The 21,092-nt window shown below is 65.6% G+C and carries 21 protein-coding genes; 5 read left to right on the top strand and 16 right to left on the bottom strand.

The window, feature by feature from the left end; all coding sequences use genetic code 11:
* The first annotated feature begins 31 nt into the window (after positions 1-31).
* Complete coding sequence (locus ACVMDN_RS11485) at positions 32-535, top strand: hypothetical protein (protein WP_244558723.1); 504 nt, start codon at positions 32-34, stop codon at positions 533-535.
* Between the two features lie 44 nt (positions 536-579).
* Here the strand turns inward: ACVMDN_RS11485 and ACVMDN_RS11480 are convergent, their stop codons facing one another.
* Together ACVMDN_RS11480 and ACVMDN_RS11475 are read right to left on the bottom strand one after the other, a co-directional pair.
* Positions 580-1,134, bottom strand: a complete 555-nt coding sequence (locus ACVMDN_RS11480) for a DUF3617 domain-containing protein (RefSeq protein ID WP_076826186.1) — start codon at positions 1,132-1,134, stop codon at positions 580-582.
* Positions 1,135-1,399: 265 nt separating this feature from the next.
* Positions 1,400-1,984, bottom strand: a complete 585-nt coding sequence (locus tag ACVMDN_RS11475; protein WP_158074169.1) for a DUF3617 family protein — start codon at positions 1,982-1,984, stop codon at positions 1,400-1,402.
* A gap of 329 nt (positions 1,985-2,313) precedes the next feature.
* On the opposite strand from ACVMDN_RS11475, the gene ACVMDN_RS11470 reads away from it, so the two are divergent.
* Entirely contained in the window at positions 2,314-2,688 is a 375-nt protein-coding gene (locus tag ACVMDN_RS11470; protein ID WP_016845748.1) for a hypothetical protein, read from the top strand.
* Positions 2,689-2,750: 62 nt separating this feature from the next.
* Here ACVMDN_RS11470 and ACVMDN_RS11465 read toward each other — a convergent pair whose 3' ends face one another.
* The 5 genes from ACVMDN_RS11465 to ACVMDN_RS11445 all read right to left on the bottom strand — a co-directional run bounded on the left by ACVMDN_RS11465 (position 2,751) and on the right by ACVMDN_RS11445 (position 7,602).
* On the bottom strand, positions 2,751-3,014 hold the full coding sequence (locus ACVMDN_RS11465; RefSeq protein WP_076826182.1) for a hypothetical protein: 264 nt from the start codon (positions 3,012-3,014) through the stop codon (positions 2,751-2,753).
* A gap of 97 nt (positions 3,015-3,111) precedes the next feature.
* A complete protein-coding gene (locus ACVMDN_RS11460) occupies positions 3,112-3,882 on the bottom strand; it encodes an SDR family NAD(P)-dependent oxidoreductase (protein WP_076826180.1) in 771 nt (256 codons plus the stop codon).
* A 53-nt stretch (positions 3,883-3,935) separates the two neighbouring features.
* Positions 3,936-4,733, bottom strand: a complete 798-nt coding sequence (locus ACVMDN_RS11455; RefSeq protein WP_456835210.1) for an SDR family oxidoreductase — start codon at positions 4,731-4,733, stop codon at positions 3,936-3,938.
* Positions 4,733-6,121 (bottom strand): transaminase, encoded by a 1,389-nt coding sequence (locus tag ACVMDN_RS11450; RefSeq protein WP_456814238.1) that lies wholly within the window; start codon positions 6,119-6,121, stop codon positions 4,733-4,735. Before ACVMDN_RS11450 ends, ACVMDN_RS11455 begins: the two co-directional genes overlap by 1 nt.
* Entirely contained in the window at positions 6,118-7,602 is a 1,485-nt protein-coding gene (locus tag ACVMDN_RS11445; protein WP_456814237.1) for an aldehyde dehydrogenase, read from the bottom strand. Before ACVMDN_RS11445 ends, ACVMDN_RS11450 begins: the two co-directional genes overlap by 4 nt.
* Positions 7,603-7,819: 217 nt before the next feature.
* On the opposite strand from ACVMDN_RS11445, the gene ACVMDN_RS11440 reads away from it, so the two are divergent.
* The 3 genes from ACVMDN_RS11440 to ACVMDN_RS11430 all read left to right on the top strand — a co-directional run bounded on the left by ACVMDN_RS11440 (position 7,820) and on the right by ACVMDN_RS11430 (position 11,216).
* The gene (locus ACVMDN_RS11440) at positions 7,820-9,082 is read left to right on the top strand and encodes a Tm-1-like ATP-binding domain-containing protein (RefSeq protein ID WP_076826172.1); all 1,263 of its coding nucleotides are present in this window, start codon (positions 7,820-7,822) and stop codon (positions 9,080-9,082) included.
* Positions 9,079-9,744: an HAD family hydrolase gene (locus ACVMDN_RS11435; protein ID WP_456835211.1), complete on the top strand. Its 666-nt coding sequence runs from the start codon at positions 9,079-9,081 to the stop codon at positions 9,742-9,744. The genes ACVMDN_RS11440 and ACVMDN_RS11435 overlap by 4 nt, the downstream gene beginning before the upstream one ends.
* Positions 9,745-9,863: 119 nt before the next feature.
* Positions 9,864-11,216, top strand: a complete 1,353-nt coding sequence (locus ACVMDN_RS11430) for an aminotransferase class III-fold pyridoxal phosphate-dependent enzyme (RefSeq protein WP_076826168.1) — start codon at positions 9,864-9,866, stop codon at positions 11,214-11,216.
* On the opposite strand, the gene ACVMDN_RS11425 is transcribed toward ACVMDN_RS11430, so the two are convergent.
* The 9 genes from ACVMDN_RS11425 to ACVMDN_RS11385 all read right to left on the bottom strand — a co-directional run bounded on the left by ACVMDN_RS11425 (position 11,202) and on the right by ACVMDN_RS11385 (position 21,034).
* The gene (locus ACVMDN_RS11425) at positions 11,202-11,519 is read right to left on the bottom strand and encodes a hypothetical protein (RefSeq protein ID WP_076826167.1); all 318 of its coding nucleotides are present in this window, start codon (positions 11,517-11,519) and stop codon (positions 11,202-11,204) included. The two genes, ACVMDN_RS11430 and ACVMDN_RS11425, sit on opposite strands and share 15 nt — an antisense overlap.
* Positions 11,516-13,528, bottom strand: a complete 2,013-nt coding sequence (locus ACVMDN_RS11420) for a copper amine oxidase (RefSeq protein ID WP_083714929.1) — start codon at positions 13,526-13,528, stop codon at positions 11,516-11,518. Before ACVMDN_RS11420 ends, ACVMDN_RS11425 begins: the two co-directional genes overlap by 4 nt.
* A 68-nt stretch (positions 13,529-13,596) precedes the next feature.
* Positions 13,597-14,616: a branched-chain amino acid ABC transporter permease gene (locus ACVMDN_RS11415; protein WP_076826677.1), complete on the bottom strand. Its 1,020-nt coding sequence runs from the start codon at positions 14,614-14,616 to the stop codon at positions 13,597-13,599.
* A 5-nt stretch (positions 14,617-14,621) separates the two neighbouring features.
* The gene (locus ACVMDN_RS11410; protein WP_057017060.1) at positions 14,622-15,488 is read right to left on the bottom strand and encodes a branched-chain amino acid ABC transporter permease; all 867 of its coding nucleotides are present in this window, start codon (positions 15,486-15,488) and stop codon (positions 14,622-14,624) included.
* Positions 15,489-15,504: 16 nt separating this feature from the next.
* The gene (locus tag ACVMDN_RS11405) at positions 15,505-16,203 is read right to left on the bottom strand and encodes an ABC transporter ATP-binding protein (protein WP_076826162.1); all 699 of its coding nucleotides are present in this window, start codon (positions 16,201-16,203) and stop codon (positions 15,505-15,507) included.
* A complete protein-coding gene (locus ACVMDN_RS11400; RefSeq protein WP_076826160.1) occupies positions 16,190-16,921 on the bottom strand; it encodes an ABC transporter ATP-binding protein in 732 nt (243 codons plus the stop codon). The genes ACVMDN_RS11405 and ACVMDN_RS11400 overlap by 14 nt, the downstream gene beginning before the upstream one ends.
* A 1-nt stretch (position 16,922) precedes the next feature.
* The gene (locus ACVMDN_RS11395; RefSeq protein WP_310884971.1) at positions 16,923-18,236 is read right to left on the bottom strand and encodes an ABC transporter substrate-binding protein; all 1,314 of its coding nucleotides are present in this window, start codon (positions 18,234-18,236) and stop codon (positions 16,923-16,925) included.
* Between the two features lie 42 nt (positions 18,237-18,278).
* A complete protein-coding gene (locus ACVMDN_RS11390; RefSeq protein ID WP_076826157.1) occupies positions 18,279-19,367 on the bottom strand; it encodes a CobW family GTP-binding protein in 1,089 nt (362 codons plus the stop codon).
* Positions 19,367-21,034: an amidohydrolase gene (locus tag ACVMDN_RS11385; protein WP_456814235.1), complete on the bottom strand. Its 1,668-nt coding sequence runs from the start codon at positions 21,032-21,034 to the stop codon at positions 19,367-19,369. Before ACVMDN_RS11385 ends, ACVMDN_RS11390 begins: the two co-directional genes overlap by 1 nt.
* Positions 21,035-21,092 lie beyond the last annotated feature (58 nt).

Here is a 21,092-nt window from a genome sequence, read left to right as displayed (position 1 = left end):
GCTGAAAGAACAACGGCTTAGCCGGATTAACTTGGCCAAAGGCAGTATTTCCCCGGCCCCGTTCGTCCTTCCCGGCGATTTGGAGCAGCAGTCGATGCGGGTGATTCTTCAGGCGTGTGCCGCTGTCCTGATTTGGGGATGTTTCGGCGCGGCGGCCGCGCAAGCCCCCGCACAACCTGTCCCCCAGGAGACCACGATCGAGCGCCAGGTTCGCGCCCTGGCCAACCGGGACACCCAGATTGGCCTCTATCTCAACGTGTTACCTGATTGCACGTCGGGCCCGCTGCCGACCATCCGCCTGGTCGCCGCGCCGGCTGCCGGAAAGGTTGTGGTGAAGTCGGCGAAGGCGAAGGCCACCAATTACAAGGCCTGTTTGGCGCTCGAGGTGCCGGCCTATGTCGCCTTCTACAAGGCGCCGCCGGAATTTCTCGGCGATGACGCGCTGACCATCGAGGTCAAGTACCAGGGCGGTCGAACCGAAATTCAGAAGATCACCGTCAAGGTGAGTGCACCAGGCGGGCAGCAGAAGATCTGATGGGTGTTGCCGGCGATCTGAGGCCCGCGCGCCGACCAATCGCCTTACAGCGGCTCGCCCTCGGCTTCGTCCAGCTGCAACGACACCTCGCTCGGTGCGGAGGCCGGCTGCCTGAGCGAAGCTCTATCCTCGTGGCAATCGCTGATTCGGCGGGCAACCACCCGGTCGGTCCGCGGCGCCTGACCAACATTGGTCTTGTTGACCTCGGTATAGGCCTCGTCGCTGAGAACCGTGATGACGGTGCTGACCGGCCCGAGATAGTCGCAGCGGTTGGAGAAGACGTATTTGTTGTTGATCTTCTCCGGCCGCGAAGAGTGGCAATTTCCAACGGACGGAGATGAGAAGGTCGCCTTCATCGCCTGGGTTGGATCGACACAGCGCGTCATTTCGCGCTCGAGCAGCGTTTGCCGGACGTTCGAGGACGTGGCGATTTCCAGCGTCCGCACGAAGCGCCACATTCCCTTTCGGAAGGTCGGCCCGCTGAATCCCTCCTCCGCCATGGCGCTCGGGGAGGCGAGCGCGAACACGGAAAGCGCGGTCACGACGCCAAGCGCGGATGCGAAGATCTTCGACGGGGCGAAGCCCTCACGCGATGTCATTTATTGAATCCCTAACCGGCCGATTGACGCGGATCGCGTGACTTCGCTTGAAGCACGTCCAACCTCACATCATTCAGGAGCATTTCGTGTTAAGACCCCGTAAATGCTTGGCCTTTCCTCGACGCTCTCACGAGCTCTTGCGCCAAACACGGTGAATGCCCGGTTGCTTCAGGCCGGGCAGCTTCGGCGCGAAAGGAAGCGCAGCGTCTGCGTCGTCGGGGACAAATGGACGCCTCGTCCGCCGCCACTGCCGTTTGATTGCCAGCTAGTGCTGCAAAGCCGCCGCAGCGGACTTGTCAGTCTTGGCCTCGGACTTGGCCTCAATCTTGGCCGCGCTACCGTCGTCGCAGTCGCCGATCCTTGTCGCGACGACCGTGTCGGTCCGGGGATGCTCTCCGGTGCTGATCTCGTTCAGCTCGGTATAGGCCTCGTCGCTGCGCACGGTGATGACGGTGCTGACCGTCCCCATGTAATCGCAGCGGTGTCCGAAGGTGTATTGATTACCGACCTTCTCCGGCTTGTCCGAGACGCAGCTTCCGATCGATCCCGAGGCAAAGGTCGCCTTCATGGCGTGGGTCGGGTCGACGCAGCGCGTCGTCTCAGCGTTGACCATCCGATACTTGAAGTTCTTGTTGGCCGTCCTGACCACATCGAGCGTTCGCACGAAGCGCCACAGACCTTTGCGGAAGCTCGGGCCAGAAAAGGCTTGATCGCCCTGAGCCGGCTGCGCCGCCGCTGCCCGGCCGTTCGCCGGTTGAGGAGCCTGAGTCTGTGCATGAGCTGCCAGCGCAGGCAATGAGACAATCATCAGGGTCAGTAGCGAACGTGCAATGCCACCACGGAAGTCCATTCCCACCCCCGATGTCCGCCCGAATGCGTTCGTGATGCGATCCGGTCAGCGCATTGAAGCAATCTCCGGAACACGACTCAATACATCACACCACTTGCAGGGCGAATTGTGGCCAGTAAAGGCGCATTAACGCTACCGGGCAGCTTGCAGCCGAATTCAGACTTACTGCAGCAAACTTGCAACACCTGACACGCCATTCGCGATGGCGCCGGCCGATCTCCCCCGCACCGCATTGGGCAGAGAGGTTTGACCTCAGAGGTTTTTTTTGCTCATTTAGCGCGAGATATTTTCTTCAATTACTTAGCCTATCGCTGGACGAGGGGGCACTGATGCGTATTCGGTTTGGCTACACGGTCGCAGGCATTTTGGCGTTGGGTGCAACGTTGTTCGGCAACTCCGGGCCGGCGGCGGCAGCGGACCTTGGCCTGGTCACAAAAGCACCGGTCGGCACCTGCACCGAGATCGTCTTCACCTGCGAGAACGGCCATCAATATCCGCTGTGCCCGCGCGCTGTGTCGGTCGAGGGCGAAGTGGTCACGGCCTCCCTGCTCACCGGCCGTGGCGGCATCCATGTGCGGCACGTTCCGATGGGCGTCGGCTATCGCTATGCGGGCCGCGGCGTCTGGCTGGACGGCTTCCGGGAAAACGCGCTGCTCAACTTCGGCAAGCGCCACCAGGTGGCGTGCACCATCGCGCATTCATGAGGGCGCGCTCTGCGTCGCTGCAATGGGCGTGACGCAGAGCACCTCAAGCAGCCGAACTCTCCTCACCCCTTGGTGCGGAGCACGACGCGCGACGAGCGCGAGAACATATACGCCTTCGGATTGACGTAGACCGGGCAGTAGTCCTGCCACTGGTACAGCTGCCAATTCCATTTCCAGCAGCCCGATACGATCTGGGGCTCTTGCACGTAGTCCAGCCGATACGGCGGATCGCCAAACGGATAGTAGTCGCCGCATCGCGCCGCCGTCGAAGACAGAACGACGATTGAAGCGGCCGCGGCAATGATCACGGAAAATGACTTGTTCATAACGCCCCTCGATCGAATGACGTGACCGCACGAGAGTGCCAAATCCGCCGGTCGTTATCAAGGTGCCGGCCGCCTGCCCGAGACGCCAACCGGCCGCCTACACCGCGCGATTCTGCGTCGGCGCGCGGCCGCCGCCGTCGGCGACCAGCACCGCGCCGGTCACGAAGGACGCCTCGTCGGAGGCCAGAAACAGGCAGCACGCGGCGATCTCGGCGGGCTCGGCCATCCGTCCCAGGGCAATGCGTCGTTCGACGCCGCGAATCTCGGCATTGACCGTGGTGCCGTTCTGGTCCGCAAGCAGCTGCATTTCATGGGCGCTCATCGGCGTGCGCACCCAACCCGGCGCCACCGCATTGGCGCGGATGCCGTCGGCGCCGTGCGCATAGGCCAGCGAGCGCGTATAGGCGACGACGGCCGCCTTGCTGGCGGCGTAGCTTGCGCTGTCCGGGCTGGCATTGAACGCGGCAACCGAGGCGACGTTCACGATCGCGCCGCCGCGCTGCCGGAGCAGCGGCAGGGACGCGCGACAGACACGCATGGTCCCCGTGAGGTTGACATCGAGCGTCCTGGCCCAGACCTCGTCGGAGACGCTGGCGGGCTGATCCGGCACGATCAGGCCGGCGGCGTTGACCACGATGTCGAGCCACGCCCCGCAGGCGGCGACGGCGTTGGCAATGTCGTCCGGACGCGTGACGTCGCCATGGACCGCCTGCCCGCCGCACTCCACTGCTGCGGCCTGCAGCTCGGCGTCGCCGAGGCCGAACAGCACGACGCGCGCGCCGCTCAACGCCAGCAGCGCCGCCGTCGCCCGGCCGATCCCCGTGGCTGCGCCGGTCACCAGCGCCGTCTTTCCGTCGAGCCGCGGCATCAGGGCATGATCCGGAAAAGTGGAAACCGGTTTTCCGAGAAGATCATGCTCGTCTAGACTCCCCACTGCCGCTCGACGGCAAATCCGGTCTCCGGCAGCGTCGAGCCGCCGTCGACGACGATGGTCTGCCCGGTGACGTATTTGGCCTCGGTGGAGGCGAGGTAGAGCATCGCGCAAGCGATGTCGTCGGCGCTGCCCATGTGCCCCATCGGAATGAAGCGCTCGAGCTTCGCCTTGTTCTCCGGCGCGCTCATGGTGCCGCGGCCCGGCTTTTCGATGAAGCCGGCCTCGACGCCGTTGACCGTGATGCCGTCGCGCGCGAGCTCGAAGGCGACGCCGCGGATGAATGCGTTGACGCCGGCTTTCGCCGCCGAGTAATGCGCGCCGCCGCCCATCGCGACGCGCGCGGAGACCGAGGATGTCACGAGGATGCGCCCGAACCTGACGGCACGCATGTGCGGAATTGCGGCCTGCGCGAGCCAGATGCTGGCGTTGAGGTTCAGCGCCAGCGTATCCTCGAGCTTCGCTTCATCGAGCTCCTCAAGCGAGGACCACGGGCAACCGCCGGCATTGTGCACGACGATATCGAGCCGGCCGAATTTGGCGACGACACCGTCGATCATCGCCCGCAAGCTGCCGCGATCGAGCCTGTCGAACGGAACGCAATGCGCCGCCCGTCCATCGGCCACGAATTCGCGCGCCAACGCCTCGGCCACATCAAGAGTCCGGTTGGCGATCACCACGGTCGCGCCCGCCTGCGCGAGCCGTCTCACGATGGCGGCGCCGATCCCCCTGCCCCCGCCGGTGACGATGGCGATGCGGCCGCCAAGATTGAACGGAGGCGCCTGCATCAAATCGCTCCCGCGCCGCGCAGCAAGTCGATGAACCGCGCCAACACCGCCGTGTGCGTGTCGACGTCGCGCGCGGACGTCGCCGGACACATCAGCAGCATGGTGTGGAACGGGGTCACCAGAATGCCCTCGTTGATGTAGAAGGCATGCAGCAGGGTCTCGAGATCGGGTTGCCGGCCGGCAATGACGTCGGCGCCGTTGCGTGGCGGGTGCGGCATGAACATGATCTCGGCGCGCGCGCCGATCTGCGTCACGTGCCAGGGCAGACCGGCCGCCGCGATCAGGCGGCGCGCTTCCTGCGCGAGCCAGGTCGCGGTTCCGATCATCCGCTCGTAATTCGCAGAGGTCAGCACCTTCTCCAGCACCGCGCGCATGGTCGCGACCGTCAGCGCGTTGCCGGCGAGCGTGCCGCCGAAGCCGAGATGCGCCGACTGCCGCTCGCGCGGATTGACGTGGGGAACGAGTTTCCAGAGCCGCTCGACGATCTCCTGGCTGAGCCCGAACACGCCGGCAGGGATGCCGCCCGCGATCGCCTTGCCCGCGACGAAGATGTCGGACTCAAGTCCATGGCTCCTCGTGTAGCCGCCCGGTCCGCAGGACAGTGTGTGGGTCTCGTCGATGATGAGGACGGTGCCGGCGCGGCGGGTCAGGTCACGCAACGCATGGTGAAAACCGGGATCGACCGGGATCATGCCGAAATTCGTCATCAGCGGCTCGGTCAGCACGCAGGCGACGTCGCCATGCGCAAGCGCCGCCTCGAGGCCCGCAACATCGTTGAATTCAACGACCCGGCTCACGGCATCATGATCGATGCCGTTGGGATGGATCATGTTGCGCAGGCCGACCCGGCCGTCGCGGATCTCGACATGCGCCTCCTCGACGCCGCCATGATAGCAGCCGGAGAACACCAGCACCTTGCGCCGGCCGGTGATCATACGCGAGATGCGGATCGCGGCACGGTTGGCGTCGGTCGCCGACGTCGTCAGCGTCCAGTATTTCGGGCCGAAGCGCCGCGACAGCTCGGCGCCGACCCAGATACTGTCTTCCGTCGGCAGCATCATGGTCGCGCCACGCTTGAGCTGAGCGAGCGCCGCCTCGGTCACCGCCTCGGGCGCGTGCCCACACATGCCGCCGGTGTCGCCAAGGCAGAAATCGATGTAGTCGCGTCCGTCGATATCCCTGATATGCGCGCCCTGCGCCTCCTCGGCATAGACAGGGAAGCCGCCGGCCCAGCGCCGCATCCAGTGCGACGGGCCGCCATAAAGATAATGCTGCCTTCCCTCCTGCCAGGCCGCGGCCGAGCGCGGGTGCAGCGCGCGAAAGCGCTCCTGCTCGGCATCGAGCAATCGGTTCAGAACGCCCGTGCGTTCGGCAGTTGCAGCTGTCATAGCGCGATCCAGGCGGTCTTGAGGTCGGTATAGGCGTCGAGGGCGTGCAGTGACTTGTCGCGTCCGAAGCCGGATTGCTTGAAGCCGCCGAGCGGCACCGTGATGTTGGCGCCGCCATAGGCGTTGACGTGCACGACGCCGGCCTTGATGGCGCGCACCATACGATGCGCCGTCGACAGACTTGCGGTCCACACCGCCGACGCAAGTCCATAGGGGGTCGCATTGGCGAGCGCTGTGGCATCTTCCTCGCCCTCGAACCGCGTCACTGCCAGCACCGGGCCGAACACCTCATCGCGCCAGACCTGCATCGACGGCGTCACGTCGGTGAGGATCGCGGGCGCCATGAAATTGCCGCCGCTCTCGACGCGGATCTGCTCGCCGCCGATCAGCCGCGTCGCGCCCTGCGCTTCCGCGCCGGCAACGGCATCCAGGTTCTTGCGCAACTGCGGCTTGCTCGCGATGGCGCCGATATCCGAGGTCAGTTCGAGGGGATCGCCGACGCGGAGCTTCGCGGTGGCGTCGCGCAGTTCGGCCATGAAGCGATCATAGATCGAGGACTGCACCAAGAGCCGCGATCCGGCCACGCAGACCTGGCCGGAGTTTCGGAAGATCCCGCTCGCGGAGACCTTGGCCGCATGCTTGATGTCAGGCACATCGGCGAACACGATGTTGGGCGACTTGCCGCCAAGCTCCAGATGGACGCGCTTCAAGTTCGATCGCGCCGAGCATTCCAGGAGACGACGGCCCACCGCACCCGAGCCGGTGAAGGCAAGCACATCGACATCCATGTGCAGCGCAAGCGCCTCGCCGGCCGATGCGCCGCGGCCGGTGACGACGTTGAGCACGCCGTCGGGCAACCCCGCCTCGGTCGCGAGCTCGGCAAACCGCAACAGCGTCAGCGAGGCAAGCTCCGGCGGCTTGACCACGACCGAATTTCCGGCGGCGAGCGCCGGGCCGATCTTCCACGCTCCGATCATCAGCGGGAAATTCCACGGCACGATCACGCCGACGACACCAAGCGGCTCGCGATGCACGAGCCCGAGCACATCGCCTGAGGTCGGCGCGATCTCGCCATAGACCTTGTCGATCGCCTCGGCGTAGTACCGGATGGTGCCGGCGGCCGAGAGCGGCTCGGCCTTGTAGGCCATGCTGATCTCGGTGCCGTTGTCGCGCACGCCGAGCACCGCAATCTCGAGCGCGTGCCGCTCGATGAGATCGGCGAACCGAAGCAACACTTTCTTGCGTTGCGCCGGCGCGGCGCGCGACCAGCTGCCCTGATCGAATGCCTGCCGCGCATGTCTGACCGCGGCGTCGACATCGGCCACGTCGCCGTCAGCTATGCTGGTCAATACCTTGCCGTCGATCGGCGACACGACATCAAGCCGTGCCTCGCTGATCGCCGGTGTCGGCCGGCCGCCGATGAAGAGCTGCTGGGCCGGAATGATGGCCGCGCGTAGTCGATCGATCTGGGCTTGCTGCATGCGAGACAATTATGACGATGACAAAAGCGGCTTCCGAGCGAGACCGCTGGCACCGCGCAATCCTCGCCAAATCAAGGCTTTGGCAGCAATCAACCGATAGGTGGATGTCACGGCAAGGCACGCCCCAATAGCGTGATCGCACGATGGCCGAGCGCTCCGCCTGCGTTATCCAAACCGGTTGTCACCATCCCTTACGCCTGCCGGCGAGCCGAAGGTCATGCCTGAGATGACGCAGCCCCGCATTCTCCTGATCGGAACGGGAGACACCAAGGCCGACGAACTGCTGTTCATGAGCGAGTGCATCGCCCGCGCCGGTGGCCGAACCATCATGATGGACATCAGCGTGCTCGGCGATCCGCCGTACCAGGCGGCACATGACAAGCACGCGGTGGCGGCCGCCGCACAGACCACGATCGAGGCGATCGCATCGAGCGGCGACGAGAATTCCGCGATGTCACTGATGGCGGTTGGCGCCGCCAATCTGGCGCGCGCGCTCGCGGAGCGCGATACCATCGACGGCGTGATCGCGATCGGTGGCACGATGGGCACCGACCTTGCGCTCGACGTCGCGCAGGCGCTGCCGCTCGGCCTGCCGAAGCTGATCGTCTCGACCGTCGCCTTCTCACATCTGATCCCGCCCGAGCGCGTCGCCGCCGATCTGATGATGATCCTATGGGCCGGCGGTCTCTACGGCCTCAACGGCACCTGCACCGCCGTGCTGTCGCAAGCCTGCGGCGCGATCGTCGGCGCCGCCAGAAGCGCAATCAGGCCGCGCAAAGACCGGCCGGTCGTTGCGATCACCTCGCTCGGCAAGAGCTGCCTACGCTATATGGTCGAGCTCAAGCCGCAGCTCGAGCGGCGCGGCTACGAGGTGGTCGTCTTCCACACCACCGGCATGGGCGGCCGCGCGATGGAATCGATCGCCGCGCAAGGCGGCTTTGCCGCGGTGCTGGACCTCAGCCTGCAGGAGGTCGCCAACCAGCTCACCGGCTCGGTGGTCAATTCCGGCGCTGACAGGCTGGAGAATGCGGGCAGAGCCGGCATTCCACAGATCGTCGCGCCGGGGGCGATCGACATGGTCGACTTCCCGGCATGGCTTGGGGTTCCGAGCGAGCTGTCGGATCGTCCATTCCACGCGCATAACCGGCTGCTTGCGTCGGCAACGTCGGGATCCACCGATCGCCAACGGATCGCCCGCGCGATTGCCGGGAAACTGTCCCAGGCCAACGCTCCCGTTGCCTTCGTGCTGCCCGCCGGCGGCATCCAGCAATGGGATCGCGAAGGCGAAGCGTTGCACGATCCTGACGCTCTCGCCGCCTTCGTCGACGCCATGCGATCGGCGATCAAGGCGCCGGTCGAGCTGCACGAGATCACGGATCACATCAACAGCGCCGCATTCAACGAAACGGTGCTCGGCGTCTTCGACCGATGGGTCGCTGCCGGCATTGTTCCTCGCGGCCGCACCACGGTTGCCGCATGAGGAGGCCGCTTGCCCAGGCGCTGGTGCTCGACTTCGGCGGGGTAATCTCGAAGACATTGTTCGAGACCCACGACCTGACCGAGCGCACGCTCGGACTCGCCCCCTGCACACTGAAATGGCTCGGACCGTTCGCGCCCGACAGCGATCCGCTCTGGACGAGCATGCAGCTCGGCGAGATTTCGGAACGCGACTACTGGCTGACCCGCAGCCGCGAGGTCGGGCGCTTGGTCGGCGAGGACTGGCGCGACATGGAGACCTTCGTGAAACGCGCGCGCGGCGCCGATCCCGACACCGTGATCCGCCCTGAGGCAGCGCGCGCGATCACCCTCGCCGCCGATGCCGGGTTCCGGCTCGCTATCCTCTCGAACGAGCTCGACCTGTTTTACGGCACCGATTTCCGCAGCCGCCTCTCCATCCTCAAGCGCTTCGATACCATCGTCGATGCCACGCATACCGGCATCCTGAAGCCCGACCCCCGCGCTTATCAAAGCGTGCTGGACGAACTGGCGCTGGAGGCAGACAATTGCGTCTTCGTCGACGACCAGCGCCGCAACATCGCAGGCGCCGCCGCATGCAACATGCGCACGGTGCTGTTCGATGTGCGCAATCCTGCCACGTCCTACAGCGAGGCGCTGCGGCATTTCGGGCTGCAGTTCGACTAAAGCGCTTTCGAGCGAAGCGGGTACCGGTTCGCGTGAAGAAAACGCGTCAAGACCAGAATCTGGAGCTCGGTCCCGATTCCATCGGAACGAAAAAGGCTCCAACCGGACAGGGAACGATCATGCGCGACAGAAACTTCCTGGTTGAGAACAACGCCAAGCCGATCTGGCACCCGATGGCTCATCCCGCCGAGATGCGGGCGCAGCCGCCGCGGATCGTGATGAAGGGCGAAGGCGTCGAAGTCACCGATATCGACGGCAAGACCGTGATCGATGCGGTCGGTGGATTGTGGAATGTCAATCTCGGCTACAGCTGCGATCCGATCAAGCAGGCGATCGCGGACCAGCTCAGCGCGCTGCCGTATTATTCGGGCTTCCGCGGCACCTCATCCGGCCCCTCGATCGAGCTCGCCTACGAGCTCACCGAATGGTTCAAGCCGGAAGGCATGGTGCGCGCTTTCTTCACCTCGGGCGGATCGGACTCAGTCGAGACCGCGCTACGGCTCGCGCGGCAATACTGGAAGATCAAGGGCCAGGCTGATCGCACCAAGTTCCTGGCGTTGAAGAAGGGCTATCACGGCACCCATTTCGGCGGTGCCTCCGTCAACGGCAACGCCAATTTCCGCCGCAACTACGAGCCGATGCTGCCCGGCGTGTTCCATATCCCCGCGCCGTCGACCTATCGCAATCCCTTCAACGAGACCGATCCCGCAAAACTCGCGCAGCTGTGCGGGGCGACGATGGAAGAGGAGATCGCGTTCCAGGGCGCCGACACCATCGCGGCCCTCATCATGGAGCCGGTGCTCGGGGCCGGCGGCGTGATCGTGCCGCCGGACAGCTTCATGAAGCTGGCCCGTGAGATCTGCAACCGTCACGGCATCCTGATGATCGCGGACGAGGTCGTCACCGGTTTCGGGCGCACCGGCGCATGGTCGGGTTCGCGGCTCTGGGGCGTGAAACCCGACATGATGACGATGGCCAAGGCGATCACCTCGGGCTATTTCCCACTCGGCGCGACGCTGATCGGCGAGCAGGTTGCGGAAGCTTTCGAGGCCGACACGACCACGTTCGGCTCGATCGGCCACGGCTACACCTATTCCGGCCATCCGGTCGGCTGCGCCGCGGGCCTTGCGGCGCTCGCCGAGACCCGCCGCCTCAAGCTGGACGAGAATGCCGCCGCACGCGGCGAGGACCTTGCGCGGGCACTTGCCGCGCTCAAGGCGAAGCACGCGCTGGTCGGCGACGTCAGAGGCAAGGGTTTGATGGCCGCACTCGAGCTGGTCGCCGATCGCGACAGCAAGAAGGCCGCCGACAAGAAGACGATGGCGAAGGTCGCCGATGCGGCCTACGAGGCCGGGGTGATGCTGCGCGTCTCCGGCAACAACCTGATCCTGTCCCCGCCCCTGATCCTGACGTCGGCCGACGTGCGGCGGATCGCCGAAGGAATCGACGCCGGCCTCTCAGCGGCCGGTTGACAGCACGCTGACGCAAGCCATGGCGCGCTCAAACAGCGCGCCATCCGCCTTGTCGCGGTCGAGGCAATCGGCCAGCGACGCGGCCGACATACTCTGGTCGGTGCAGAAGATGCGCATGAAATCGGCCGCCAGCGCGACCTTGCGCGGCTCGGATTGGCGCTCCCAATCGTTGCTGCTCAGATAGAGCAAGGACGCATCGTCAACGCTGCTTTCAGCCGCCACGCCACGCGCGACCGGTCCGGTCGCCAATAGCGCCAGCAGCGCGCCGGCCACCGCTCCGATGCGATGCGCGCGGCCGCTCATTTCGTCTCCCTGGCATTCACCATCGGCGGCACGTCGAGCGCGGGATTGCGATCGAAGAAGTTGAACGGACGCAGCCGGAAGCCATGCCACAGGCCGGGCATAACCGGCCAATCCTCGGCGCGCGGCACGTGGCGGAAGCCGACCGTGTACCACAGCACGAGGTCGCGGTCCTCGATCGGCCGCTTCGCCGCCGTCCATTTCGGCAGGCCGTCGACCTCGGGGTTTCCGTTCGGATACATGCCCGCGGCGTAGCGCTCGTCCTTGGCGTAGGCCGAGGTCCATAGCGTGTAGGCGCTGAAACCCGCGCGCAGCTGGATCGGATCGTCCTTGGCGAGCAGCGAGACGTCGGAGTGACCGGGCATCAGCTGATAGCTCGTGCGATAGCCGCGGCTGTTGGTCTTGCCTGTGCTCTCGATCCTGAACTGTGCCGCGTTCAGCGGCATGGTGATCGGCCCTTCGGTCGCAACCGGCCTGGTGTCGACCTGCCAGAGGCTCTTGCGCTGACCCTGCTCCAGCCTGCGGACATTGAAGCGATCCTCGACCAGCCGGTTCGAGGTGCCGTCGACGTCCATGTCGATCCGGAACGTCATGTAGTGATCGTGATTGACCGCGAGCAGCCGTTCGTCGACCAGCGTCCCAAAGGCGGTATCTTGCGCCGCCGTCGGGTCGCTCAGTGTCTTGCTCGCGACGCCCTTGGTCGCATCGATGCCGTAGGCACCGAGCCGCACATCGATATTGCCGGCACGGTCGAACACGTAGTCCACCAGATAGTCGTAATTGCCGACCACCGGCGCCATCCGCACCACCAGCTCGTTGTTCGGCCGCACCTCGGCGGTGTTGTTGATCAGCTCGCTGTGGCGCCAGATCGGATCGCCGGTCGGGCGCTCGAAGATGCAGACCGCGCCCTTGGAAACGACCGGCGCACCCTTGGTATCCGAGATCGTCAGGTCGAGATAATGCGCGCCTTCGGGACAATCCGCGCCGCGCTGCAATTCGCTGGAGAGCACGCCAAAGCCATACTCACCGATGTCCATATAGGCGCGGAACGACCAGGTCGGCGCCGGATCCATATAGGGCACGAACATCTCGCTCGCCGAAATCTGGTAGGCGATGTCGCGAAGCGTGCCGTGGTCGTCGTAGCGGATCAGCGACAGCACGGCGCCGACGCGCGGCTCGAGACGGACATGGAACAACCAGTTGTCCCAGTGGACCTGGCCGCCCTCCACCTTCACGTTGCTGCCTTCAGGCGCGGTGATTTCGATCGGCTTCGGTGGCTTGCGATATGTTCCGGAGTCGGCATAGGCGTGCGAGGGCGTCTGCGGCGGTGGCGGCACCACGCCGAGATCGGTCACCGACAGCACCGTTTTGCTCTTGAGATCGACCTGAGCGAACAGGTTCTCGATCGGCTTGCCCCAGAGATTGTTGGCGGCGCCCGTGGTGTCGACACAGGGAACGTTGAGCAGGCGGCGGCCTTTCAGGACCGGGTCGCTCACCGGACCGACCGTCAGCGGCAGACACATGACGTTGCGGAAATCGGTGATGCCGCGCTTGGCCATCGCGGCGATCCAGCGCGGGTCCTGCTTCGGCAGGTCGCCGGCGGAGATCAGCTCATCGATGGTCAGCGCAGCCTCGTGATCCCTGACTTCCTGCCAGCCGAGCAGGCTGCGCGCGGCGAGATCGACATGGGCCTCGTAGAGATGCGCGCCGCTCAGCAGCGTCGCGCTGGCCCGCCGCGTGAAGGGCTGTCCGGGCTTCCACGCCCGTACCTCGTCCTTGGGATCCTCCTCGACCGACATCGAGACGACCCGCGCCGAATCGTCGAGCTTGCCGGCGCCGCGCAGGATATCGGAGACCGAGCGGATTTCGTCGGTGGTGAGCCCGTCCATCGGGTGCGTTGCGGCCGCTTGCGGCCACATCCGCCGCTCGGCCTGCGCCGGCAGCGGCGCCGCCAATGTCGCGACCATCAGACCGGCCACTGCCCACACGCCATGCCGGGATATCAGAGCCATTCCGCCCTCCACTCAAAGCCAGAACTGTCAGAATACAAGCAACGGTGGCGACGTGAAGGCCCGCTTCTTCATCCGGTAACCTGTTCCGACGCCGCCGGCAGGATCGCGGCGGCGGCCGGGCGTGGCGCGGCGCGGTGTACATCGAGCAGCCGCACGCCGAAGCGATCGCGCAAGGCCGGCCAGAGGCCGCGCGGCGCCACGATCATCACCACGACGGCGATGATGCCGAGCCCCACCAGATACCAGCCGCCGGACAGGCCGAGTGGGCCGGTCATCAGCTCACGCAGGCCGAAGAAGATGATGACGCCGAGGATAGGGCCTTCCAGGGTTCCGATACCGCCGATGATCACGATGAACATCATGTAGACGGACCAGTTGACGTCGAAGGCCGCCAGCGGCGCGATGAACAGATTGCCCATGAAGCTGAGCGCGCCGGCTAGCCCGCATCCCGCCGCCGAGAGCACGAAGGCGACGAAACGATTGTGCCGGACGTCAACGCCGACGCTCATCGCGGCAAGATCATTGTCGCGCACGCTCATCAGCCCGAGCCCGAAGCTCGACGTCATCATCCTGTACAGCGCCGCGATGGTCACGAGCGTCAGGCCGCCGGCGAGCCAGAACATCGTCGGCTCGAACCAGTCGAAATCGATCAGCTTGCTGGTCGCGAGCGGCACGCCCGACGTGCCGCCGACGGCCTGCGACTTCATCGTAAACGCGCCGATGATCTCGGCGAACACCCAGATCGCAATCGAGAAATAGGCGTCGCGAAGCCGAAACAGCGGAAAGGCGATGATCGCTGCAACGGCGCCCGCCACCAGCGGCGCGACCGGCAGCACCCAGATCGGCGTAACCTCGAGCCAGCCCGAGGTCAGGAACAGCGCATAAGCGCCGAAGGCGATGAAGACCTGGTGGCCAAGCGAGACCAGCCCGGCATAACCCGCCAGCAGGTTCCACATCTGCGCCATCGTCAGCAAGAGTAGGCACTCGGTCGCGAGCCGCAGGAATCCCTCGTTCAGCACGAAGGGCGCGCCGGCAATCACCGCGACGAGCACGATGGCAGAGGCCGCAAGAATGGTACGTGTCGGCATCGGCATCACACCCTGCTCGACACGAGACCCGACGGGCGGATCAGCAGCATGATGAAGAACAGGAGGTGCGCATAGAGCAGCCCGGCATTCGGATCGATTTTCAGCCCGATCAATTGCGCCATGCCGAGCGCGATGCCGCCGAGCAGCGCGCCCCAGAACGAGCCGAGCCCGCCCAGCACCACGACCTCGAACGCGATCAGGAGCCGCTCGGCACCCGAGAACGGCGTGAAGCTCGAGCGCACCGCCAGCAGCACGCCGCCGATCGCGCCGAGCGCGAGCGACAGGCCCATGACATAGTTATAGACCCGGTCCGGCTTGACGCCGGACAGCCGAACGATATCGCGGCGGTCGGCGGTGGCGCGCACGATCCGGCCGAACTCGGTATGACGCAACACGAGCTGCAGCGCCATGAACAGCAGCGCGGCCAGCACCAGTGTCAGCAGCGGCATGATGCCGATATTGAGGCCCGCGATCTCGAGGCTGGCGCGCGAGAGCTCGCCGACCTGGAGGCTGCGCACGTCGGCGCCGAACACCTCGACCATCACGTTACGCAGAATGACAGAAACGCCGAAGGTCAGCAGCAGCGGCGATAGCGGATCGGGCGAGGTCACCACCCGGTTGACGATGGCGGCCTGGTAGAGCCATCCGACCGCAAAGGACAGCGCGATCACTGGGATCAGCATCAAGAGGGGCGAGACCTGCGGAAACAGGTTGGCCAGCAGCACGGCGCAGAACGCGCTCAGCACCATGAACTCGCCATGGGCGATATTGACGACGCGCATCACGCCGAACACCAGCGCGAGCCCGATGCCGAGCAGCCCATAGAGCCCGCCGAGCAGAGCCCCGTTGATCAATGTCTCAACCCAGATCATGTCGTGCCAATCCTGGCTAGTTACCGAAATAGGCGTGCGTTAGCTGCTCCGGCTGCAACCCTTGCGCCGGGCCGGTCAGCGACACCCGCCCCTTCAACAGGCAATAGATCCGCTCCGAGGTCGCGAGCGCACGCTTGACGTCCTGCTCGACCAGCACGACCGCGGTGCCCTCGCGGCGGATGTCGGCAAAGGAGCGGTAGATCTGCTCGACTACGACCGGCGCGAGCCCGAGCGAGATCTCGTCGCACAGCAGGAGCCGCGGGTTCGACATCAGCGCGCGGCCGATCGCCGCCATTTGTTGCTGGCCGCCGGAGAGCTGGCCGGGAAACATCCGCCGCCGCTCCTCGAGGATCGGGAACAGGTCGAACACCCGCCGCAGGGTCCAGCTGCCTTTGCGCCGATTGACGCTGCCCATCAAGAGGTTCTCCTCGATCGTCAGCGAGTCGAACAGCAGGCGGCCCTCGGGCACCATGATGAGGCCGAGCCGCGACACATCTTCGGCCGGCATCTGCGAGATATCGATGCCGTCGAACTGCACGGCCCCGCGCCGCTCCTCGTTGAGACCGACCAGCGCCTTCAGGAACGTCGACTTGCCGGCGCCGTTGGCGCCGACCAGCGCCACCGCCTCGCCGTCCGCGACGGTGAAGTTCATGTCGAACACGGCTTGCAGGTCGCCGTAGAAGATTTGCAGGCCGTTCACATTAAGCAACGCCATCGGCCTTCAATCCCATGTAGATCTCGCGCACCACGGCGCTGTCCATGACCTCGGCCGGCGGTCCCTCCAGCACCTTGCGGCCGAAGTCGAGCACCAGGATGCGATCCGACACCGCGCGCAGCGCGTGCGGAATGTGCTCGATCCAGATCGTGGCATGGTCGGCCTTCACCGACTGGATGATGGCAACGAGGCGCTCGACCTCGGGCTCCGTGAGACCGGCCGCGATCTCGTCGAGCAGGATCAGTTTCGGCTTCGAGGCCAGCGCCTTGGCGAATTCCAGCCGCTTGCGGTCGATCAGCGGCAATGCGCCGGCGAGCTTGTCCGCCTTGGCGTCGAGCCCGGTGCGCTGCAGCACCTCCATGGTCCAGCTCGATGCCGCCTCGCCGGTGAGGCCGGCGCCGTAGGATGCCGCGACCAGCGCGTTCTCATAGACCGACAGATGCGGGAACGGCTGCGGAATCTGGAACGCTCGCCCGAGCCCCATCCGCGCCCGGCGGTGCGGCGGCAGGCCTGATATCTCCCTGTCGTCGAGCATGATCGAGCCGCCGTCGGCCGTGAGCAGGCCGACGATCAGGTTGAGCAGCGAACTCTTGCCGGCGCCGTTCGGGCCGATCACGCCGAGGCACTCGCCGCGCGCCAGCGCGAAGCTGACATTGTCGGCGACCACGATCTCGCCGAAGCGCTTGGACAGCCCGCTGACGCGCAGAAGCGGTGCCATCTCAGGCCAGCTTGGAGAGCAGCTGGAGATCGGCCTGCTTCGGGATGAACGGTGCCGTTCCGTTGTGCACGATCAGGAGCTCGTATTTCGACTTGCCGCCCTTGGCCTTGCGCCATTGCCCGCCCGACAGCGAGGTCACCGCGACGTTCTTGATCGGGCTGTCCTTGAACTTGACCCGGCCGACCACGGTCTCCATGTCGAGGCCGGCGATCGCATCTCGCAATGAGTTCTTGTCCTTGGGATCGCTGTTCTGCAACGCCGCGAGCCCGACCTCCCACAGCGCATGGGCGTAGCCGATCGGCTGGGTCCACTGCTTGCCTGTCGTCTTCTCCCACTCCGCGGCGAGCTCGCCAGCGCTCTGCCCGGTCAGCGAGGACTTGAACGGATAGGCCGGCGTCCACCACACCTCGGTCGACATGCCGTCGCCGCGATCGCCGAGCGCATTCACCGCAGCCGGGAACAGGAAGGCCGCCGCCACCGTGCAGATCTGCGGCTTGAAACCGGCCTGCGCCGCCTGATTCCACAGCGTCACCCAGTGATTGCTGAAGGTGAAGCCGGAGACGATGTCGACGCCGTTGTTCTTGAACAGCGCGATCTGGTTGGTGAAGTCGTCGGTCGCGATCTGGAATTTGCCGGCCGAGAACTCCTGATAGCCCGCTCCCGAGATGCCCGCCGGCAGGCCGAGCTTCGGATCGGAGAACGCCTGGCCCGGCGGGTTGTCGATGTAGAGCGTGCCGACCTTCTTGTTGGTGTCGACCGACTGCCACATGCCCAAGAAATTTTTCGCAACGTCGTCGGCGCCCCAGAAGAAATGGTAGCTGTAGGGAAAACCCTTGTCCGGCGTCGACTTGCGCGGGAACATCCAGCCCTGCCACGGCACCATGGTCGAGATGGTGGGAATGCCGCGGGCGTCGGCGAGCTCCTGCACCGGCGGCTGGGCGTCGCCGTCCTCGATCAGGATCAGGTCGCACTTCTCACGCAGCACCAGCTCGCTCGCGATCACCGACGAGCGGTTCGGATCGGATTGATTGTCCTTGAACACCAGCTCGACCTGATAGGTCTTGCCGCCGATCTTCAGACCATCCTTCAGCCGCGCCTTGATGCGCTCATGGATCCAGGGATCGGGCTCGGCGAACTGCGCGCGGACGCCGGAGAGGCAGCCGACCCAGCCGATCTTGATGGTGTTGCCGGCAGCCCGCGCGACATTGACCAGCGGCACGTTCATCGCCGATGCCAGACCGGTGGCACCGGCCGCTTTCAAGAGCGTGCGCCGATTGAGCCGGCCGGATGCCGTATTGTTCTTTGTCTCAGTCATGTCCCTCTCCCTCCACAACCAATGAAAATGCCTGACCGCGGCTCACGCAGCAGATCGCTGGATCGCCGCACGGCTCACCGCGGCGAATTTGCACAAGGTGTTTTCGATGATCTGGCGCGGGATGCCGCGCACGATGAAGACGAGCCGCGAGCGCCGGTCCGCCGACGGCCAGCCGGCAAGCGCGATCGGCGGATGGAACACGTGCTGCACGCCGTGCACCACCATGGGCGCGTCGGGCTGCCCGGCGACATGCACGATCGCCTTGAAGCGCAGCAGGTCCTCGCCTCTAAGCGCCGCGACATAATCGAGCCAGCGCGCGAACGCCTCCCGCTGGATCGGCTCGTCGATGATCAGGCTGTAGGACGATACGCCGGTGTCGTGCGCGTGGTGACTGTGGTGGCTGCACGCCTCGCCGTCGCAATGGTGATCCCCGTGATGGTGCGGCGTGTTCGCCGCCTGCGCTGCCAGATCGAACCAGCGCACCACATCAGCGGAGCGCGCCGCCGGATCGAACAGCCCGGCATCGAGGACTTTTGCCGGATCGACGATCCCGTTCCGCACGTGTGAGCGCGTTGCGACCGGATTGATCGCCGCAAGCTGCGCATCGAGCCGCGCCAGTGCATCATCGGCGGCAAGGTCGGTCTTGGTCACGAGCAGCCGGTCGGCGACGGCGATCTGCCTGACGGCTTCGCTGTGCGCCGCAAGAGTGTGCGTACCATTAACCGCATCGACGGTCGCGACCACGCCGTCGATCCGGTAGCGGCCGACGATATCGGACGCCGTCATCAGCGTGTGCAGCACGGGCACGGGATCGGCGAGCCCGGTGGTCTCGACCAGCACCCGGTGGAATGGCGGGATCGTGCCGTCAGCGCGGCGCGATGCGAGGTCGGCCAGCGTCTCGATCAGGTCCTCGCGCACCGAGCAGCAGATGCAGCCATTGTCGAGCAGCGCCAGGCGGTCCTCGCTGCTCTCGACCAAAAGGTGATCCAACGCCACCTCGCCGAACTCGTTGATGATGGCGACGACGCCATTGAGCTCTGGCTGGCGCAGCAAATGGTTCAGCACCGTGGTCTTGCCGCTGCCGAGGAAACCGGTCAGCACCGTGACCGGGATCTGATCCGCCGTGCCCATCACGAGCCCCGCTCGTAAACCTTGCGGCCCTCGAAGAAGGTCAGCTCGACCCGCGTATCGGCCAGTTGATCCGGCGGGATGTCGAAGATCATCTGGTCGAGCACGATGAGGTCGGCGGATTTGCCGACCTCGATCGAGCCGATCGACTGGCCGAGGCCGGCCGCGCGCGCGGCGTCGATTGTGTAGATGTCGATCACGGTTTTGAGGTCGAGCGCCTGCTCCGCCCACAGCGACTTGCCCGGAAAATCTCCGGTCGGATTCTGCCGCGTCACCATGCCCTCGATGCCCTGCCAGGGGTCGGGGATCGGGATCACCGGCCAGTCCGAGCCGCCGGCCATCAGTGCGCCGGCTTCCTTCAAATCCTTGTTCGGCCAGAAGCGCTGCGCGCGCTCCTCGCCCATCGCGGCCTTGTGCGCCTCGAGGAAGATGGTCGGATACCAGATGATCGGCGACAGGTCGGCGGCGACGCCGAGCTCGGCGAAGCGCTTGACATCGTCGGGCGCGATATAGCTCGCATGCGCGATCTGATGGATCAGATGGGTCGGGCCGTTGAAGCTGCGCACGACATCGATGGCGTCGAGCGCCTGCGTCACCGCGGCGTCGCCCGCGCAATGGATCTTCGCGGCAAGGCCGAGCTTCTCGCAGCGCCCGAGCCAACGGATCAGGTCCGGCACGGTCAGCATGGTGGAGCCGCGGAAGCAGCAGCCGCGCACCGGGTCGGCCACATACGGCTCGTGGAAGGCCGCGGTCTTGGCGCCCGGCACGCCGTCGAGGAACACCTTGACATAATCGGGCTTCACATGCGCACCGCGGTAATCCTCGCGCAGCGCGAACAGCTCCTCGCCAGCCTTGCCGAACATGAAGCCCGGCTCGACCACCGGCATCGCGCACACCGCCCAGGCGGTCAGCTCGCCGCGGTCGTCGAGCCCCTTCAGCGCCGCCATGATCGGCTGCATGCTGGCAGCGTCGATGAAGGCGGTGACGCCATAGGCGTTCAGCACCGAGATCGAGCGCGCCACCGCCGCGCGGTCCATCTCGGCCGTGTAGTGGCCGGAGGCCGCGAGCGCCCGCTCGACCAGGCCGGAGGCGGCCTCGATCATGATACCGGTCAGCGTTCCGGTCTTGAGGTCGCGGCCGATTTCGCCGTCGGTCGGATCAGCCGTGTCGGCCGCAACGCCGGCCAGCCGCAGCGCCGCCGAGCTCGCCCAGCGATTATGATAGGTGTCGTCGCGCAATACGACGGGATGCCCGAGGCAGGCAGCGTCCAGCAGCGCGCAGGACTCCGCGGTGTTCATCTCGTTCAGGAGATTATTGCCGAACTGCCCGCCGACGATCCAGGCGCCCGGCGCAGCCGCTGACGCGGCCTTGTGCAGGGTTTCGGCGATCCTTGGAATGCTGTCGGCGTTGGAGAAGCGCAGCTCGTAAAGATCGGCCTGTCCACCCATCATGATGTGATTGTGGATGTCGACGATCCCCGGCATCGCCATGCGTCCGCCGAGATCGACGGTCGTCGTTTCCTCGCCGATGAGCGCCGCGACGTCGCGTTCCTCGCCCACCGCGATGAACCGGCCGGCCTTGACGGCTGCGCAGCTTGCCCAGGGCTGCCCGCGGTTCGACGTGTAGATCCGGCCGTTGCGGAAGACCGTGTCGGCGAATGTCCTGTTCATACAGATCAAACTTCTCGATTGGGAAAGCCTGGAGCGATCAGCCTCTCACCGTGCGGTG

The sequence above is a fragment of the Bradyrhizobium sp. USDA 4510 genome (assembly GCF_054059095.1).
This window is presented reverse-complemented; position numbering and strand designations above follow the sequence as displayed.

What these genes read in the sequence shown, in the direction of transcription:
- ACVMDN_RS11480 (WP_076826186.1), bottom strand. Translation starts at nt 1,134, where the DNA reads ATGACATCGCGTGAGGGCTTCGCCCCGTCGAAGATCTTCGCATCCGCG.
- ACVMDN_RS11475 (WP_158074169.1), bottom strand. Translation starts at nt 1,984, where the DNA reads ATGGACTTCCGTGGTGGCATTGCACGTTCGCTACTGACCCTGATGATT.
- ACVMDN_RS11470 (WP_016845748.1), top strand. Translation starts at nt 2,314, where the DNA reads ATGCGTATTCGGTTTGGCTACACGGTCGCAGGCATTTTGGCGTTGGGT.
- ACVMDN_RS11465 (WP_076826182.1), bottom strand. Translation starts at nt 3,014, where the DNA reads ATGAACAAGTCATTTTCCGTGATCATTGCCGCGGCCGCTTCAATCGTC.
- ACVMDN_RS11460 (WP_076826180.1), bottom strand. Translation starts at nt 3,882, where the DNA reads ATGCCGCGGCTCGACGGAAAGACGGCGCTGGTGACCGGCGCAGCCACG.
- ACVMDN_RS11455 (WP_456835210.1), bottom strand. Translation starts at nt 4,733, where the DNA reads ATGCAGGCGCCTCCGTTCAATCTTGGCGGCCGCATCGCCATCGTCACC.
- ACVMDN_RS11450 (WP_456814238.1), bottom strand. Translation starts at nt 6,121, where the DNA reads ATGACAGCTGCAACTGCCGAACGCACGGGCGTTCTGAACCGATTGCTC.
- ACVMDN_RS11445 (WP_456814237.1), bottom strand. Translation starts at nt 7,602, where the DNA reads ATGCAGCAAGCCCAGATCGATCGACTACGCGCGGCCATCATTCCGGCC.
- ACVMDN_RS11440 (WP_076826172.1), top strand. Translation starts at nt 7,820, where the DNA reads ATGCCTGAGATGACGCAGCCCCGCATTCTCCTGATCGGAACGGGAGAC.
- ACVMDN_RS11435 (WP_456835211.1), top strand. Translation starts at nt 9,079, where the DNA reads ATGAGGAGGCCGCTTGCCCAGGCGCTGGTGCTCGACTTCGGCGGGGTA.
- ACVMDN_RS11430 (WP_076826168.1), top strand. Translation starts at nt 9,864, where the DNA reads ATGCGCGACAGAAACTTCCTGGTTGAGAACAACGCCAAGCCGATCTGG.
- ACVMDN_RS11425 (WP_076826167.1), bottom strand. Translation starts at nt 11,519, where the DNA reads ATGAGCGGCCGCGCGCATCGCATCGGAGCGGTGGCCGGCGCGCTGCTG.
- ACVMDN_RS11420 (WP_083714929.1), bottom strand. Translation starts at nt 13,528, where the DNA reads ATGGCTCTGATATCCCGGCATGGCGTGTGGGCAGTGGCCGGTCTGATG.
- ACVMDN_RS11415 (WP_076826677.1), bottom strand. Translation starts at nt 14,616, where the DNA reads ATGCCGACACGTACCATTCTTGCGGCCTCTGCCATCGTGCTCGTCGCG.
- ACVMDN_RS11410 (WP_057017060.1), bottom strand. Translation starts at nt 15,488, where the DNA reads ATGATCTGGGTTGAGACATTGATCAACGGGGCTCTGCTCGGCGGGCTC.
- ACVMDN_RS11405 (WP_076826162.1), bottom strand. Translation starts at nt 16,203, where the DNA reads ATGGCGTTGCTTAATGTGAACGGCCTGCAAATCTTCTACGGCGACCTG.
- ACVMDN_RS11400 (WP_076826160.1), bottom strand. Translation starts at nt 16,921, where the DNA reads ATGGCACCGCTTCTGCGCGTCAGCGGGCTGTCCAAGCGCTTCGGCGAG.
- ACVMDN_RS11395 (WP_310884971.1), bottom strand. Translation starts at nt 18,236, where the DNA reads ATGACTGAGACAAAGAACAATACGGCATCCGGCCGGCTCAATCGGCGC.
- ACVMDN_RS11390 (WP_076826157.1), bottom strand. Translation starts at nt 19,367, where the DNA reads ATGGGCACGGCGGATCAGATCCCGGTCACGGTGCTGACCGGTTTCCTC.
- ACVMDN_RS11385 (WP_456814235.1), bottom strand. Translation starts at nt 21,034, where the DNA reads ATGAACAGGACATTCGCCGACACGGTCTTCCGCAACGGCCGGATCTAC.